This window comes from Hymenobacter sp. UYCo722, assembly GCF_040547115.1.
GTDB lineage: Bacteria > Bacteroidota > Bacteroidia > Cytophagales > Hymenobacteraceae > Hymenobacter.
In genome coordinates this window covers 244,642-260,624 of the sequence record NZ_JBEPPC010000006.1, presented here as the reverse complement: position 1 = coordinate 260,624, position 15,983 = coordinate 244,642, and the positions used below count along the sequence as shown (strand labels likewise).

The following is a 15,983-nucleotide window of genomic DNA, read 5'->3' as shown; positions in this document are numbered from 1 at the left end:
AAATGGTTGGAAAGGAGAGGCAATGCCGTGTGGACCGGCAACCACCGGCAAGATAAGTGTAATTGCCGGAAAATACCCGCCTACTGCGGAGCCAAAAACGCCCGCAGGTACGGCGCAGTGCGGCTTTTCCGCGCTTGGGCTACTTCGCGCGGCGGGCCGGCCGCCACCACGCGGCCGCCGTCCTCGCCCGCCCCGGGACCGATGTCGATAACCCAATCGGAACCGGCCACCACGCGCATGTCGTGCTCCACCACGATGACCGTGTTGCCGGCCGCCACCAGCCCCTCCAGTTGCAGTAGCAGCTTCTCGATATCCGAGGGGTGAAGGCCGGTGGTGGGCTCATCCAAAACGTAGAGCGTATTGCCGCGCCCGATGCGCTGGAGCTCGGTGGCGAGCTTAATGCGCTGGGCCTCGCCGCCCGACAGCTCGGTGGCGGGCTGGCCGAGGCGCAGGTATCCCAGGCCCACCTCGCGCAGCACGGTGAGGGCGCGGAAGATGGCCGGCTCGTTGGCGAAGAACTCCCAGGCATCGTCCACGGTCAGGCCCAATACTTCGGCGATGTTGCGGCCTTGGTACTGCACTTCCAGGGTTTGGGCGTTGTAGCGCGCGCCGTGGCAGACAGGGCAGGGCGCGTACACGCTGGGCAGAAACAGCAGCTCCACCATCACGAAGCCTTCGCCCGAGCAGTTCTCGCAACGGCCTTTGGCCACGTTGAAGGAGAAGCGGCCGGCGTCGTAGCGGCGCTTTTTGGCCTCGGGCGTGGCGGCGAACAGCTTGCGCACGTGGTCGAACAGGCCGGTGTAAGTGGCCATGTTGGAGCGCGGCGTGCGGCCAATGGGCTTCTGGTCGACGCGCACCAGGCGCTTGATGTTTTCCAGGCCGGCCGTAATCTGGCCGCCGAGCGTAGCCGGCGCGGGGGCCGCCAGCGGGTCGGTTTCCTCTTCTTCGGCCTCAATGGCTTGGCCCAGTCTTTCGGCCACCAGTTCCACCAGCACCTGGCTCACGAGGCTGGATTTGCCCGAGCCCGACACGCCCGTCACCGTCGTGAACACGCCCAGCGGAAACGCTACATCGAGGTTTTCGAGGTTGTTGCGCGTCACGCCGGCCAGCTTCAGCCAGCCGGTGGGCGTGCGCGGCGGCGTGTCGGGCAGCGCGGCCGTGTCGAAGAGAAACTGGCGCGTCTGCGAAGCGGCCACGGCTTTCAGGCCTTCGGGCGGGCCGCTGTAGAGAATTTCGCCGCCCTGCTCACCGGCGGCGGGGCCCACGTCCACCAGCCAGTCGGCCTGGCGAATTACGTCTAAATCGTGCTCTACCACGAACAGGGAATTGCCCGCGCGTCGAAGCCCCGCCAGCGCTTTCAGCAGCGCCTCGGTATCGGCCGGATGCAGGCCGGCGCTGGGCTCGTCGAGCACGTACACCACTCCAAACAGGTTGGAATAAAGCTGGGTGGCCAGCCGCAGCCGCTGCAGTTCGCCGGGCGAAAGCGTGGGCGTGCCGCGCTCCAGCGACAAATAGCCCAGGCCCAAATCAAGCAGTACCACCAGCCGCGCCGCCAAATCCTCGGCAATGCGCCGGGCCACGATGGCCTGCTCCGGGTGCTCAGTATCGTGCTTCTGCTTTCCTGCTTTGCCCTCTGCAAAGGGCTGCAACAGCGCCGCCAGCCGCTTGAGCGGCAGGCGCGACATCTCGGCGATATCGAGCCCGGCAAATTTCACCGACAGCGACTCGCGGCGCAGGCGCTTGCCGTGGCAGGTGGGGCAGTCGGAACCCCGCATGTACTGGGCCACGCGCTTCTTCATCAGCGCGCTTTGAGTGGTGGCGAAGGTGTGCAGCACGTGCTTTTTCACGCCCGTGAAAGTGCCCATGTAGTTGGGCTGCTCGCGGCGCTTGATGGCCCGCTGCGTCTGCTCGGGCGAGTAGCCGGGGTACACGGGCAGCACGGGCTGCTCGTCGGTGAACAGAATCCAGTCGCGGTCCTTTTGGGGCAATTCCTGCCACGGCGTGTCCACGTCGTAGCCCATGCTCACCAGAATGTCGCGCTGGTTCTGGCCGCCCCAGGCCTGCGGCCACGCCGCAATGGCCCGCTCGCGGATGGTGAGCGTGGGGTCGGGCACCATGGTCTGCTCCGTCACCTCGTACACGCGGCCCAGGCCGTGGCAGGTGGGGCAGGCCCCCTCGGGCGTGTTGGGGGAAAACGCTTCGGCGTAGATGATGCCCTGACCGGCCGGGTAGTCGCCGGCCCGCGAGTACAGCATCCGCAGCAGGTTGGAAAGCGTCGTGACCGAGCCCACCGACGAGCGGGTGCTCGGCGCGCCGCGCTGCTGCTGCAACGCCACCGCCGGCGGCAGCCCATCGATACTCGTGACCTCGGGCACGGCCATCTGGTGAAACAGCCGCCGCGCATACGGCGACACCGATTCCAAATAGCGGCGCTGGGCCTCGGCGTAGAGCGTGCCAAACGCCAGGCTGCTCTTGCCCGAGCCCGACACGCCGGTGAATACCACCAGCGCATCGCGCGGAATGTCGACATCGACGTTTTTGAGGTTGTGCTCGCGGGCTCCGCGCACGCGCACGAAACCGGTGAAATCGGGGGAAGAAGTTGTTGGCATGCAGAGAAGGGGCGTGAATGCCCGCCTGCCCATACGAATTTGCCCGGTCCTCATCCGAAATGAGCCGGCGTTTTTTGCGCAGCTACTATCCATGTGCCCCATATGCCCGATGTGGGCAGTCTTGCCCCTCGCGCAGGAGGGGTGAGCGCATGGCGAGGCTTGGTGTTCTGGTCGCTATGCCGATACGTTCAGCAGCGCCAGCACGGCGGCCGGGTCTTCCACTTCGATAATGAGCTGTTGGTAGCTCTCGTCGTGCAGGTCGATTACCACCGTTTGCTCGGGGTGCATCACGTCGATAAACGTTGGTTTTAAGCCGCCTTCGCCGTACAGGTAGAACGTGCCGGCTTTAATGAGCCACGGCACCGAAGTGCCCAGGGCGCGGAACCCATGGAGGTCGCGGGCCGCGGCGGCGTCCTGCCGGGCCCCGGCAATGTGGGCGCGCGGAATGGTGAGCGAGCTTTTGAAGGCCCAGACTTTGTGCAGGCCCTGCACCGTGAATAGAATGTCGTCGCCTTGCTGAGTGACCGAAACCATGGGGAAAGGAAGTTGAGAGGAGAAAAATTACTGCGCGAAAGTAGCCGCTGGAGTAGCTGCCACTACCACCGTTGCGGCCGTGGCCGGCGCGGTTGCCTGCCCGCGCATCAGCAGCCAGTACACCACGCTCGACACGCCAAAACCCACAAACCAGGCGTAATTATACAGCCCCACCAGCGCCGGCCACACCGCCCCCTTATCGAACACGCCGATGGCCGTGAGGAAGCCCGGCACGTTGGGCGCAATGCCGACGACCAGCGCCAGCAGGGCGGCCCCGTTCACGCCGTTGCGGTAGCCGTAGCGGCCCTCGTAGCGGTAGAGGTCGGGCACGTCGAGCTGCTGCTGGCGGATGATGTAATAGTCGACAATCAGGATGCCGCCGATGGGCCCGAGCAGGCCCGAGTAGCCCACCAGCCAGGTAAAAATGTAGCCCGAGGGGTCGGCAATCAGCTTCCAGGGGAAGATGAGCAGGCCGATGACGCCGGTGATGTAGCCGCCGGTTTTGAAGCTGATGCGCTCGGGTGAGAAGTTGGCGAAGTCGTTGGCCGGGCTCACGATGTTGGCCGCGATGTTGGTGGCCAGCGTGCTCAGGGCCACGGCCAGCATGGCGGCGCTCACCAGCAGCTTGCTGTCGAAGCGCCCGGCCAGCACCACCGGGTCCCAGATGGTTTTGCCGTAGATAACGAGCGTGGCCGACGTCACGACCACGCCCACGAACGAGAACAGGGTCATGGAAGTAGGCAGCCCAATCGCCTGGCCCAGCTGCTGGGCGCGCTGGCTGGTGGCATAGCGCGTGAAATCCGGAATATTGAGCGAGAGCGTGGCCCAGAAGCCCACCATGCCCGTGAGCGAGGGGAAGAAAAACGCCCAGAACTGCGCGCTGTTGGTGAATTTGCTCGGCTGCGCCAGAATCGGCCCCAGCCCGTGTCCGGCCGAAATAGCCCACCACAACAGCGCCACTGCCGCCAGCGGCAGAAAAAACGCCTTGAACACCAATAGCTTCCGGATGCTGTCGACGCCCTTGTGCACCACGTACATATTCAACCCCCAAAACAGCAGGAATAAGAGGGCCGGCCCCGTCGCCAGGCCCCAGCTCGCCGGAAACACGGCCGGCAGCATGGCCAGCCCCGGCACCCACAGCACGGCCATTTGGTAGAGCGCATAACCCCCAATCCAGGTCTGAATGCCGAACCAGCCGCAGGCAATAATGGCCCGCAGCAGCGCCGGCACGTTGGCCCCGCGCACCCCAAAGCTGGCCCGCGCAAACACCGGGAACGGGATGCCGTACTGCGCCCCGGCCCGCCCATTCAGCAGCATGGGCACCAGCACGATGCTGTTGCCCAGGAAGATGGTGAGCAGCGCCTGCCACCAGTTCATACCGCCCTCGATGAGCGAGCTGGCCAGCATGTAGGTCGGAATGCACAGGCTCATGCTAATCCAGAGGGCGGCGTAGTTGCCGATGCCCCAGGTGCGCTCGGCCGCCGGCACGGGAGCCAGGTCGGGGCTGGTGAGGCCGGGAGCGTAAGGCTCCGGGATGAGGGGTAGCGTGGTTTTCATGCGGTTGTCGGTGAAAAAAGCTGGCCTAATATAATCAGCTTGCCGGCAGGAAAACGCTGTGGCAATAAGCGCGACAGCGCCCTGCAACGCAACTGCTTCGTTCAGCGGTTCGTCACACGAGACTCCCGCGGGCCGGGCCCCTCCCCCGAGGAGAGGAGCGCCAGCCGAAGCACGCATAGGATGCCTTGCTGCGTTCAACAAGACCAGGAACGGACTTGTAAAGCCTGGACTAGCCCCGTAGCTGATATCCTCGGGCCAACTCGCCGAATTCGGCTACCTGCCGGGCCGCCCAAGCCGGGTCATGGCCCAGCTCGCGGGCCAGTAGGGCGGCTACGGTGGGCGCTGCGCGCCGGGCCGCCGCCGCATCCAGAAACAGCAGCCGGACCCGTCGCGCCAGCACGTCTTCCACGGTGCGGGCCATTTCGTGGCGGGCCGCCCACACTACTTCGGCGTGCCGGAAATCGTGCTGCGGGTCCAGCTTCTGGGCCAGGGCGGGCACGTCGGCCATCAACTGGAACAGGGCTGTCTGGTCGCGGCCATAAGCGGCAAAATGCGGCGGGGCACCGGGCAGCGCCGTGGGTCCGGCAGCACCGTGCACGGGCAGGTGGGCCGTTTGGCTGGCGGCGGCCGGCAGCTGGCCCCGGGCAATGGCCTCGTCTAGGGTGTCCTGGCCCATGCGGCGGTAGGTGGTCCATTTGCCGCCGGTGATGGTGAGCAGGCCGCTGGCTGAAACCACGATTTTGTGGCGTCGCGAAATCTCCTGGGTTTTGGTGCTGCCACCGGCCGTTGCGGCCAGCGGGCGCAGGCCCACAAAGATGCTTCGCACGTCGGCGCGGGTGGGCGCGCGGGTGAGGTATTGGGCGGCGGTTTGCAGCAGAAAGTCGATTTCCTGCTCCTGGGCCCGGGGCTCGGCGGTAGCGGCGGGTACGGGGGTATCGGTGGTGCCCAGCACCACGCAGCCCAGCCACGGCACGGCAAACAGCACGCGGCCATCGGTGGTGTGCGGAACCATGAGGGCTGCCCCGCCGGGCAGAAACGACTGGTCGAGCACCAGATGCACTCCCTGGCTGGGCTGCACCAGCGGGCGGGCCTTGGGCTCGTCGAGCCGGCGCACGGCGTCCACGAAAACGCCGGTCGCATTCACCACGGCCCGGGCCCGCAGCTCGTGGCCCTGGCCGGTTTCGAGGTCGGTGGCGCGCACGCCGGCCAGGCGGCCGTGGGCATCCTTCAGCAGGCCCAGCACCGCGCAGTAGTTGAGGGCCGTGCCGCCGTGGTCGATGCAGGTCTGGGCCAGGTTTATGGCCAGGCGGGCATCGTCGAACTGGCCGTCGTGGTACAGCACGCCGCCGCGCAGGCCGGCCGGGCGCAGGGTGGGCAGCTGGCGCAGGGTTTCGGCCCGGCTCAGGTGGGCCGAAGCGCCCAGGCTGAGCCGGCCGGCCAGCAGGTCGTACAGCTTCAGGCCGAGGGTGTAGAAGGGGCCGCCCCACCACGAGTAGTTCGGGATGATGAACGCCTGGTTGTGGCATAGGTGGGGCGCGTTTTGCAGCAGCAGGCCGCGCTCGTGCAGGGCCTCGCGCACCAGGCCAATGTCGCCCTGGGCGAGGTAGCGCACGCCGCCGTGCACCAGCTTGGTGCTGCGACTGCTGGTGCCTTTGGCAAAATCGGCCTGTTCCAGCAGCAGCGTGCGGTAGCCCCGGCTGACGCCGTCGAGGGCCACCCCCAGCCCCGTGGCCCCGCCGCCGATGACGATGAGGTCCCACTCCGGTACGGTAGCGAGCTGCTGCACCAGGGTTTCGCGACGGTAAGGGTTGGGAGCGGGCATAGCAAAGGGATGAGTTAAACGACGCTGCTCCGCCGTCATGCTGCGACTGCGCTCAGCATGACGGTCTTTACCACTCATCGCAGCATTCCGCCCACCTGGTCTACCAGCACGGGCACAGCCAACGCACCCATCACGGCCACCACGGCCCAGCCGGCGGCCAGCATCCAGCGCGGGTGGCGGTAGCCGCGCATCAGGCGGGGCGTGGTGGCCGCCACCAGCACGATGCCCAGCGCGATGGGTAGAATCAGCCCGTTGATGGCCCCGGCGAAAATCAGCAGCTGCGTGGGCTTGCCGATGAGGACAAAAATGAGCGTCGAAAGCACGATGAACACCGAGATGCAGGCCCGCTCGTAGCGCTCAAAAATAGGGTGGAAGGTCTTGAAAAACGACACCGACGTGTAGGCCGCGCCCACGACCGACGAGATGGCCGCGCTCCATAAAATCACCCCGAAGATGCGGAAACCCACCTCGCCGGCCGCCGCCCGGAACACGCCCGCCGCCGGGTTGTCTTTTTCTAAAATGGCCCCTTGGCTGAGCACGCCCACAATCGCCAGAAACAGCACGAACCGCATTACCGTGGAAATCACGATGCCGCTCACGGCGCTGCGCGTCACCTCGGCCTGACTCCCGGGGCCCTTGATGCCCGCATCGAGCAGCCGGTGCGCGCCCGAAAACGTGATGTAGCCGCCCACCGTGCCCCCCACGATGGTGACGATGGCCGCAGCGCTGATTTTGACCGGCAGCAGCGTGTGGTGCAGCGCCTGCAACAAAGGAGGGTGCGCGCTGACGGCAATGCCCAGGGTGAGCAGAATCTTGACGGTGCCCAGAATTTTGGTGAACCCGTCGAGCATCTTGCCAATTTCGCGCACCCAGAACAGCAGCAGCGCCACCCCGCAGCTAATCAGGGCACCCTTTTCGTACGACATGCCGGTGAGCACATTCAGCCCCAGCCCACAGCCCGCAATATTGCCGATGTTGAAGGCAAAGCCGCCCAGAATCACCATCGCCGCTAGGAAATAGCCCAGCCCTGGCAGCAGTTGGTTGGCCAAATCCTGGGCCCGCAACTCGCTCACCGTGAGGATGCGCCAGGTATTGAGCTGCGCGCCAATGTCGAGCACGACCGAAATCAGAATCACGAACCCGAAGCTGGTGAGCAGCTGCTGGGTAAATACGGTGGTCTGAGTGAGAAAGCCCGGGCCGATGGACGAGTTGGCCATCAGAAACGCTGCGCCGAGCGTGGCCCCGCCCCACCAGCGGGTTTTGGGGAGCGCTGGCCTCATTGGGCGGTGGCCGGTGCGCCGGCTTGCAGGCGCACGCCGGCGGCGCGCAGCTCCTGGTTCAGTTGCTGGGCAAATTCCAGGGCGTGGGCCCCGTCGCCGTGCAGGCACACCGTATCGGCCCGGATGGCCACGTCCTGGCCTTGCTGGGTGCGCACCAGTCCGCTCTGCACCATGCGCAGCACCTGCGCAATGGCCACGCGGGCCTCGGTGATGAGGGCATCGGGCTGGCGGCGCGGGGTGAGGGTGCCGTTGGCCTGGTAGGTGCGGTCGGCAAATACTTCGTGGGCGGTGCGCAGGCCCAGCTTTTCGCCGGCCCGGGTCAGCTCGGAGCTGGCCAGGCCGTAGAGCAGCAGCTCGGGCTGTACCTGATACACCGCCTCTGCAATGGCCGTGGCCAGGGCGGCGTTGGTGGCGGCCATGTTGTAGAGCGCGCCGTGGGGCTTGAGGTGATGTAACTGGCCGCCCTCGGCTTTTACCACCGCCTGCAAAGCGCCCAGCTGGTACACCGTTAGGTCGAAAGCCTCCTCGGGCGAGATGTCCATATTGCGCCGGCCGAAGCCCGCCAAATCGGGCAGGCCCGGGTGCGCGCCGATGGCCACGCTGTGCTGCAAGGCGGCGCGCACGGTGGCTTTCATCACGGCCGGGTCGCCGGCGTGGAAGCCGCAGGCCACGTTGGCCGAGGTGATGAAGGGCATCAGGGCGGCGTCGTTGCCGAGCGTCCAGGCCCCAAAGCTTTCGCCCATGTCGCAGTTCAGGTCAACGGTTGGGGTAGGAGACATGCTGAAGTAAGTTTTGAGTTCGAAAGAACGGCATGCTACGGCAACTAGCCGCCGCAGAACGCCCGATGGACTGCTTATTTCCCAAAACTTATTTTCGGGCCCAGCTGCCTCGTCCGGCTTCCATACCCGCCGAAGCCTTCGAAACGCCTATTATTGCGGGCGGTAGGTTGAACACCGGCAAAAAGCGTCTGCTGCGTACCCGCCGCTGGGATAATAGCGCCCTCACATCGAAGCGGAGCCTGGATTGCCGGGCGAAGCGGCTGGTGAGGCCGCCTCGCTCAACCATGCGGCGGTACTGTGGCCCAGCAAGCAATTGGTGAGCTGCCGGAACTTAAAGCCGGCTCCGGGGCACGGTATTGGAACAACGATACCATTGTGTGCGCACACAAGGTGTAAGTTGCCAAATACCGGCCCGCGACTACACTTGCAAATTCTCCCTGCCCCTTTCCTTTATTTCTATGCCTGCTTATCCTTTTCCCAACCTGCCCGCCGACGATGCCGACCGGCTGCGCAGCGTACGTGCTTTCGAATTGTTGCCGACGCTGACTGAGCCGGTGTTCGATGAGTTCGTGGCCCTCACGGCCCGCATTTTCAATCTGCCCATTTCCCTCATTTCGGTGGTCGAGGAAACGGAAGTGCTTTATCCGACCAGTTGCGGGATGCCCGGCCACCAGCGGCAGCCCCGCGCCGAAGCCCTCTGCTCCACGGCCATTGCCCGGGCTCAGGCCGTCGTTTACCACGATGTAGCGCTGGAGGACGAATCGACTATTCCGGAGGAGGCGCTGCGGGCGGCGCGGCGCAACGCGGTGCGCTTCTACGCCGGGGCGCTGCTGCACCTGCCCGACCAGCGGACGCTTGGTACGTTGTGCATTATCGACCGCCAACCCCGCGCTTTCACGTCCGATGAGCAGCACATTCTGGACCTGCTGGCCGGTTTGGTGAGCCAGACCATTGCCGTACGGCATCTGTGCTACCTGCATGCCGAGCCGGGGGCGGAAAAATGGAGTCGCCTCAGCGCCGAGCTTCAGGAAGAAGTACAGGCTCTCAACGCCCTGGTGCGCTACCTCTTTGCGCGCCACGGTTCGCAGGTGCCCGTGCCGGCCGACTTTCTGCATCAGGTTGAAAGCCGCCTGCGCGACTTGCACGCCATTTTAGGCGATTTCCAAGTGTAAGGGTAATTGTGCGCCGGCGGGGTAAAATGGGCGTTGCTGCTCTCAAAAGCCCCGAGCCCTGTACCCGAGCGCCCGTCGCAACGCTGCTACTGCCACTTCCTGCACCCCATACAGCCCTTGCGCCTCAGCCACCGACACTTCCTGAAACCGCAGCGGCTGCCCCGGCGCGGCCTGCGCCAGCGCCGGCCAGTCCACGGAAATAACCTGGGCCAGGCGCGGGTAGCCGCCGGTGGTCTGGTGGTCGGCCAGTAGCACGATGGGCTGCCCGCCGGCCGGCACCTGCACCGTGCCGAACGTGACGGCACTCGACAGCAGTTCCGTTTCGTCCAGGCGCTCCAGCTTTGGCCCTTGCAGGCGGTAGCCCATGCGGTCGGCCGCGGGGGTGATGGTGAATGGCTCGTCCCAAAAAGCCCGCTGGCTTTCGACTGAAAACTGCGCGTACTCCGGCCCACGCACGGCGCGCAGCACGGGCCGGTGGCGCGGCAGCGGGCACAGCGCCGGCCCGGGCGTGAAACTAGCGGCGGCCCAGGCGGCTCCCGACCGCGCCAACTGCTGCACCAGCTTTACGCCAACTCCCGAAGGCTGGCCCACGGGCAGCACATCGCCGGCCCGCAGCGCCCGGCCCTCGTGCCCACCAAAACCGGCGCGCAGGTAGGTGCTGCGGCTGCCCAGCACCGGCGGCACGGCCACCCCACCCGCCACGGCCAGGTAGGCCCGGCACCCCGCTACGGCCGGCCCGAAGGCCAGCTCCGCCCCGGCCGCCACCCACACCGGGCGGTGCCGGCCCACTGGTTGGCCGTTGAGGGTGGGGGAGAGGTGCGCGCCGGTGAGGGCCACGAGCTGGTCGGTTTCGAAGCGGATTTTCGGCCCCAGCAAGGTGATTTCGAGGCCGGCGGCATTCTCTTCATTGCCCACCAGCAGGTTGCCCACGCGCAGGGCCAGGGCATCCATCGCGCCGCTCACGATGATGCCGTTCTGCTGGTAGCCGAAGCGGCCCAGGTCCTGCACGGTGGTGAGCAGGCCGGGACGGAGGATGCGCAGGCTCATGGCTGCGGCGGTTGAAGTTCCGCAAATTCCTCCTCCGAGATGGCCACAAACCGCAGTAGCTGCCCCGCCCGCAGCCGGCTGGGTGCGGCCCATTCCGCATTGAACAGCGCCAGCGGCGTGCGGCCGATGAGCTGCCAGCCGCCCGGCGTGGGCAGCGAATAAATCCCGGTTTGCGGGCCCGCGATGCCCACCGCGCCGGCCGGTACCAGTGGGCGCGGCTGCGGGCGGCGCGGAGTGGCCAGTCGGGCATCCATTCCCCCCAGATAGGGGAAACCGGGCGCGAAGCCAATCATATGCACCAAGTATTCCGGGGCGGTGTGCCGGGCAATGACTTCGGCCGGCGACAGCCCCGCGTGCTGCGCCACGAATGCCAAATCGGGTCCAAACGCGCCGCCGTAGCACACCGGGATTTCCACCGTTTCGGTTTCGGCTACCGCGGCAGATTCTTCCGTTCTGGCTAGTAGCGCTTGCAACAGCGTCGTTACCCGCCCGTAGGGCTCGGCGTATTGGCCGTTTTCGCTCACCAGCCACGGGTCGTAGTACACCGTGAGGGTGGTGAAGGCCGGCACCACCTCGCGCAGCCCGGCAAACGGCCGCCGCGCCAGCCGCGCCGCAAACGCGGCAATGGCCCGGTGCGTGGCCGGACTGATGGTAGTGCCGAATTCCAGCACCACGGCCGCATCGCCCAACGGATAGAGCCGGACGGGCAGCGGCGCGATAGACAAAGGCGGGGCAGTACTCACGGGGGCGGTTGTGGGGTAGAGACGCATCTTTGCGTCTCGTCGTTGAACGACTCCCGGGCAGCACAGGTGACTGCCGTTCAACGATGAGACGCAAAGATGCGTCTCTACCGCGAGCGTCCGTTCAATTCTCCCTGCTGCATCAGCGTTTTTCGAATGAAACTATTTCCCCGTAAGGGCTCTGCCGCTGCGCTGGCCTGCGTGCTGCTCGCGACGGCCTGCCACCGCGCGCCGGTTTTCAACACGCCCGTCACGACGACCATCCAGCCCGTGGTGCCCAGCGAGCCCGACCCGCCCATCACGCCGGGCGTATCCGAAACGCTGGCCCAGGCGCGCCGGGCCAGTATCAGCGGCGTAGCCTACAATCTGAGCCTGACTATTCCGGCCCTTAAAACCGAGCCGATTGAGGTCGTTGAACAGGTTTCGTTCAACCTCAAGGACAACCGCCACCCGGTGCAGCTCGATTTTAAAGCGCCCACCGAGTACCTGCACGGCCTCACCCTCAACGGCCAGCCGCTAGCCCCCGACCACCACGAAGAGCACCTCGTGCTGCCCGCCGCCGCCCTGCACCTGGGGCACAACGTGGCCGAAATCCGCCTGCGCGCCGGCGAGCTTTCGCTCAATCGCAACGCCGACTACCTCTACACTTTGCTCGTGCCCGACCGCGCCCGCACCGTGGTGCCCGTTTTCGACCAGCCCGATTTGAAGGCCACCTTCACCGTTGCCCTCACCGTGCCCGCCGGCTGGCAGGCCGTGGCCAACGCGCCGGTGCAGGATTCCACGCTGAGCGGCCCCACGAAGCAGTACACCTTCGCTACTTCCGACAGCATCAGCACCTACTTGTTTTCATTCGCGGCGGGGAAATTCGCGCGCCTGAACCGCACCGAAAACGGCCGCCCGATGACGCTGCTGCACCGCGAAACCGACCCCACCAAGTTGCGCCTGAGCCTCGGCCCCATTTTTGGGCTGCACGCCGATGCGCTGGCCTTTATGACTACGTACACCGGCCTGCCGTACCCGTTTCAAAAGTTCGATTTCGTGGCGATTCCGGACTTCCAGTACGGCGGCATGGAGCACGTTGGGGCCATCGACTACAAGGCGTCGAGCTTGTTTCTGGACGAGGGCGCGACCCAGGACCAGGTGCTGGCCCGCGCCAGCCTGGTGGCCCACGAAACGGCCCACATGTGGTTCGGCGACCTCGTGACGATGCGCTGGTTCAACGACGTGTGGATGAAGGAGGTGTTCGCCAATTTCATGGCCGATAAAATCACGCAGGTGGCCGTGAAGAATTCGAATTACGACCTCAAGTTCGTCATCGACCACTACCCCGCCGCCTACGGCATCGACCGCACGGCCGGGGCCAACGCCATCCGGCAGCCGCTGGCCAACCTGCAGAACGCGGGCTCGCTTTACGGCAACATCATCTACCACAAAGCGCCCATCATGATGCGCCAGCTGGAGCGCCTGATGGGCCCCGAAGCCTTCCGCGATGGCCTGCGCGAGTACCTGAAAACCTACGCCCACGGCAACGCCACCTGGCCCGACCTCATTGCCATCCTCGACGCCCGCACCCCCGCCGACCTGCAGGCCTGGAACCAGGTGTGGGTGAACCAGCCCGGCCGCCCCATCTTCACCGCCGACCTGCAAACCGCAGGTGGAAGAATTACCAGCCTCACCCTCAACCAGCACGCCGAGGACGGCTCCGACCGCCTCTGGCCCCAATTGTTCGAGCTGCTACTGCTCTACCCCGACGGCCATACGAAAGAGCTGTCCGTGGACATGAACCAGCGCACCGTGGCCCTGCCGGCCGCCGTGGGCGAGCCCGCCCCCCGCCTTGTGCTCTACAACTCGTCGGGCCTGGGCTACGGCGTGTTCCCGGCCGCCCCGGCGCTGCCCGCGCAGCTGCCGAAGCTGAAGAACCCGGTGGCCCGCGCTGCCGCCTACGTCAACCTTTACGAGAACATGCTCAACGGCCAGGTTATTCGGCCGCTGGCGCTACTGAATTTTTACCGCCAAACCCTCGCCCTGGAGCCCGAAGAGCTGAACCTGAAGCTGCTCACGGGCCAGGCCAGCGCCATTTTCTGGCAGTTTCTCACGCCCGCTCAGCGCCGGGCCGTAGCGCCAGCTTTGGAAAAGGACCTGTGGGCGGCGCTGCAGAAAAACCCCTCGCCCAATTCCCAGAAGCAGCTGTTCAAAACCTACCAGTCGGTGGCCCTCACCCCGGCGGCGCAGGCCCGCCTCTACCGCATCTGGCAAACCCAGCAAGCCCCCGCCCGCGTGAAGCTGACCGAGGAGGACTACACCGCCCTGGCCCTGGCGCTGGCCGTGCGCGACTACGCGGCCACCGACCCCATTCTGCCGGCCCAGCTCGCCCGCATCACGAACCCCGACCGCCGCCAGCGCCTCCAGTTTTTGATGCCCGCGCTGTCGTCGGAGGCGGCCACCCGCGACGCTTTTTTCGCCAGCCTGAAAGACAAAGCCGGCCGCGCCAAGGAAGCCTGGGTTACCACCGCACTGGGCTACCTGCACCACCCGCTGCGCCAGGCCACGTCCGAGAAATACCTGCCCGTCAGCTTGGATTTACTCCAGGAAATCCAGCTCACCGGCGATATTTTCTTTCCGTATTCGTGGCTGCAGGCCACGCTGGGCAGCTACCAGTCGGCTACGGCGGCGGCCACGGTGCGGGCCTTCCTGGCCGCCCACCCCGATTACAATCCGCCGTTGCGCGCCAAGCTGCAGCAGGCCAGCGACGACCTGCTGCGGGCCGAAAAACTGGCGCGGTGAGTTCTGTGCGCCGGCCAACTACCCCAGTGGTTTGAAATCCTGATTCGGTGGTACTTTCGGGCCAGTCACCGTCCCGACTTACCAACTCCCTTTTGTTGTTCCCGATGAAAAAACACGCTATCCTTAGCCTGCTGGCTGCCGGGCTGCTGCTGGCCTTCCGCCCGGCCCTGCCGCCCACCGAAGCCGTCAAAGCCGAGGCCCTGCAGGATTTGCAGGCCCACTACGCCGAGTACCAGCAAGTGGCTCAGCGCATCTGGGGCTTTGCCGAAATGGGCTACAAGGAAGCCAAAAGCTCGGCCCTGCTGCAGGAAACGCTGCGTAAAAACGGCTTCACGGTGCAGGCCGGCGTGGCCGATATTCCGACGGCTTTCGTGGCCACCTACGGCAGCGGCAAGCCGGTTATCGGCATTTTGGCCGAGTATGATGCGCTGCCCGGTCTGGCCCAAAATGCCGTGGCCGAGAAGTCGCCGATTGCGGGCCAGAACGCCGGCCACGGCTGCGGCCACAACCTCTTCGGCACGGCCAGCGTGGCGGCCGGCATCGAAATCAAAAAGTTGCTGAAGGAGGGCAAGCTGCACGGCACCGTAAAGGTGTACGGCTGCCCGGCCGAGGAGGGCGGCAGCGGCAAAGTGTACCTGGTGCGCGCCGGCTTATTCGAGGGCGTGGACGCGGTGGTGCACTGGCACCCCGGCAGCGAAAACGCGACGATGGTTGGCAAGTACATCGCCAATTCGTCGGCAAAGTTTCGGTTTCACGGCATTGCCGCGCACGCGGCCGCCGCGCCCGAGCGGGGCCGCAGCGCCCTCGACGCGGTGGAGGCTATGGATAACATGGTGAACATGATGCGCGAGCACGTGCCCCAGGAAACCCGCATTCACTACGTCATCACCAGCGGCGGCAAGGCCCCCAACGTGGTGCCCGATTTTGCCGAGGTGTACTACTACGTGCGCCACCCCAACCGCGCCGACGTGGAATCCATCTTCGCCCGCGTAGTAAAAGCCGCCGAGGGTGCGGCCCTGGGCACCGGCACCACCATGGACTACGAAGTCATCGGCGGCACCCACGATTTGCTCATCAACGAAACCCTGGCCCACGCCCTGCAGCGCAACCTCGAGCAGGTGGGCGGCGTGACCTACACGGCCGAGGAAGCCGCATTCGGTAAGAAAATCCAGGAATCGCTGGGCGCGCCCGCGCCGCCCGTGGCCCAGGCCGCCGAAGTTTCGCCCTACCTGCTGCGCGACCTGGGCGGCAGCTCCGATGTGGGCGACGTGAGCTACGTGGTGCCCACCGTGGGCCTGCTGGCCGCCACCTGGATTCCCGGCACGCCCGCCCACAGTTGGCAGGCCGTGGCGTGCAGCGGCAAAGAAGTCGGCACCAAGGGCATGATGGTGGCCGCCAAAACCATGGCCCTCACCGCCGTCGATTTATTCAGCGATGCCGAATTAGTCGCCAAGGCGAAAGCCGAGTTGAAGCAGAAAGTGGGCAGCTACGTGTACAAGCCTCTGCTCGGCGACCGTAAGCCGGCATTGAACTACCGTGACTAATGCACCACTATTTTCGGAGAGGGCGGGGGCGTTTGTCATGCTGAGCGGAGTCGAAGCATCTCCACCGCGCAAGTAATTCCTTTCGATTAGTTTACTCCTGCGGTAGAGATGCTTC

The 15,983-nt window shown here is 65.7% G+C and carries 11 protein-coding genes; 3 read left to right on the top strand and 8 right to left on the bottom strand.

From position 1 onward, the window contains the following. Positions 1-80: 80 nt before the first annotated feature. The 6 genes from uvrA to ABIB44_RS15380 form a co-directional block, all read right to left on the bottom strand. Positions 81-2,609, bottom strand: a complete 2,529-nt coding sequence (gene uvrA / locus ABIB44_RS15405; RefSeq protein ID WP_354585544.1) for an excinuclease ABC subunit UvrA — start codon at positions 2,607-2,609, stop codon at positions 81-83. 174 nt (positions 2,610-2,783) lie between these two features. After that, positions 2,784-3,143 carry a hypothetical protein gene (locus tag ABIB44_RS15400; protein ID WP_354585543.1) on the bottom strand — a complete coding sequence of 120 codons (360 nt, stop codon included), beginning with the start codon at positions 3,141-3,143 and terminating at the stop codon, positions 2,784-2,786. Between the two features lie 27 nt (positions 3,144-3,170). Next, entirely contained in the window at positions 3,171-4,700 is a 1,530-nt protein-coding gene (locus ABIB44_RS15395; RefSeq protein WP_354585542.1) for an NCS1 family nucleobase:cation symporter-1, read from the bottom strand. Positions 4,701-4,929: 229 nt separating this feature from the next. Next, a complete protein-coding gene (locus ABIB44_RS15390; RefSeq protein ID WP_354585541.1) occupies positions 4,930-6,522 on the bottom strand; it encodes a glycerol-3-phosphate dehydrogenase/oxidase in 1,593 nt (530 codons plus the stop codon). Between the two features lie 74 nt (positions 6,523-6,596). After that, the gene (locus ABIB44_RS15385) at positions 6,597-7,802 is read right to left on the bottom strand and encodes an NRAMP family divalent metal transporter (RefSeq protein WP_354585540.1); all 1,206 of its coding nucleotides are present in this window, start codon (positions 7,800-7,802) and stop codon (positions 6,597-6,599) included. Beyond that, entirely contained in the window at positions 7,799-8,581 is a 783-nt protein-coding gene (locus ABIB44_RS15380; RefSeq protein ID WP_354585539.1) for a LamB/YcsF family protein, read from the bottom strand. The genes ABIB44_RS15385 and ABIB44_RS15380 overlap by 4 nt, the downstream gene beginning before the upstream one ends. A 458-nt stretch (positions 8,582-9,039) precedes the next feature. Between ABIB44_RS15380 and ABIB44_RS15375 the strand changes: the two genes are divergently transcribed. Continuing rightward, complete coding sequence (locus ABIB44_RS15375; protein ID WP_354585538.1) at positions 9,040-9,753, top strand: GAF domain-containing protein; 714 nt, start codon at positions 9,040-9,042, stop codon at positions 9,751-9,753. 42 nt (positions 9,754-9,795) lie between these two features. Here the strand turns inward: ABIB44_RS15375 and ABIB44_RS15370 are convergent, their stop codons facing one another. Together ABIB44_RS15370 and pxpB are read right to left on the bottom strand one after the other, a co-directional pair. Next, positions 9,796-10,800, bottom strand: coding sequence for a 5-oxoprolinase subunit C family protein (locus ABIB44_RS15370; RefSeq protein WP_354585537.1), 1,005 nt, complete (start codon positions 10,798-10,800; stop codon positions 9,796-9,798). Next, positions 10,797-11,570 carry a 5-oxoprolinase subunit PxpB gene (gene pxpB, locus ABIB44_RS15365; RefSeq protein ID WP_354585536.1) on the bottom strand — a complete coding sequence of 258 codons (774 nt, stop codon included), beginning with the start codon at positions 11,568-11,570 and terminating at the stop codon, positions 10,797-10,799. The genes ABIB44_RS15370 and pxpB overlap by 4 nt, the downstream gene beginning before the upstream one ends. Before the next feature lie 126 nt (positions 11,571-11,696). Between pxpB and ABIB44_RS15360 the strand changes: the two genes are divergently transcribed. Continuing rightward, positions 11,697-14,324: a M1 family metallopeptidase gene (locus ABIB44_RS15360; RefSeq protein ID WP_354585535.1), complete on the top strand. Its 2,628-nt coding sequence runs from the start codon at positions 11,697-11,699 to the stop codon at positions 14,322-14,324. Between the two features lie 104 nt (positions 14,325-14,428). Beyond that, positions 14,429-15,868 (top strand): amidohydrolase, encoded by a 1,440-nt coding sequence (locus tag ABIB44_RS15355; RefSeq protein ID WP_354585534.1) that lies wholly within the window; start codon positions 14,429-14,431, stop codon positions 15,866-15,868. Positions 15,869-15,983 lie beyond the last annotated feature (115 nt).

Excerpts from the sequence above, each read along its gene's own strand:
- ABIB44_RS15370 (WP_354585537.1), bottom strand. The coding sequence starts at position 10,800 with ATGAGCCTGCGCATCCTCCGTCCCGGCCTGCTCACCACCGTGCAGGAC.
- ABIB44_RS15395 (WP_354585542.1), bottom strand. The coding sequence starts at position 4,700 with ATGAAAACCACGCTACCCCTCATCCCGGAGCCTTACGCTCCCGGCCTC.
- ABIB44_RS15355 (WP_354585534.1), top strand. The coding sequence starts at position 14,429 with ATGAAAAAACACGCTATCCTTAGCCTGCTGGCTGCCGGGCTGCTGCTG.
- uvrA (WP_354585544.1), bottom strand. The coding sequence starts at position 2,609 with ATGCCAACAACTTCTTCCCCCGATTTCACCGGTTTCGTGCGCGTGCGC.
- ABIB44_RS15360 (WP_354585535.1), top strand. The coding sequence starts at position 11,697 with ATGAAACTATTTCCCCGTAAGGGCTCTGCCGCTGCGCTGGCCTGCGTG.
- ABIB44_RS15385 (WP_354585540.1), bottom strand. The coding sequence starts at position 7,802 with ATGAGGCCAGCGCTCCCCAAAACCCGCTGGTGGGGCGGGGCCACGCTC.
- ABIB44_RS15390 (WP_354585541.1), bottom strand. The coding sequence starts at position 6,522 with ATGCCCGCTCCCAACCCTTACCGTCGCGAAACCCTGGTGCAGCAGCTC.
- ABIB44_RS15375 (WP_354585538.1), top strand. The coding sequence starts at position 9,040 with ATGCCTGCTTATCCTTTTCCCAACCTGCCCGCCGACGATGCCGACCGG.
- ABIB44_RS15380 (WP_354585539.1), bottom strand. The coding sequence starts at position 8,581 with ATGTCTCCTACCCCAACCGTTGACCTGAACTGCGACATGGGCGAAAGC.
- pxpB (WP_354585536.1), bottom strand. The coding sequence starts at position 11,570 with ATGCGTCTCTACCCCACAACCGCCCCCGTGAGTACTGCCCCGCCTTTG.
- ABIB44_RS15400 (WP_354585543.1), bottom strand. The coding sequence starts at position 3,143 with ATGGTTTCGGTCACTCAGCAAGGCGACGACATTCTATTCACGGTGCAG.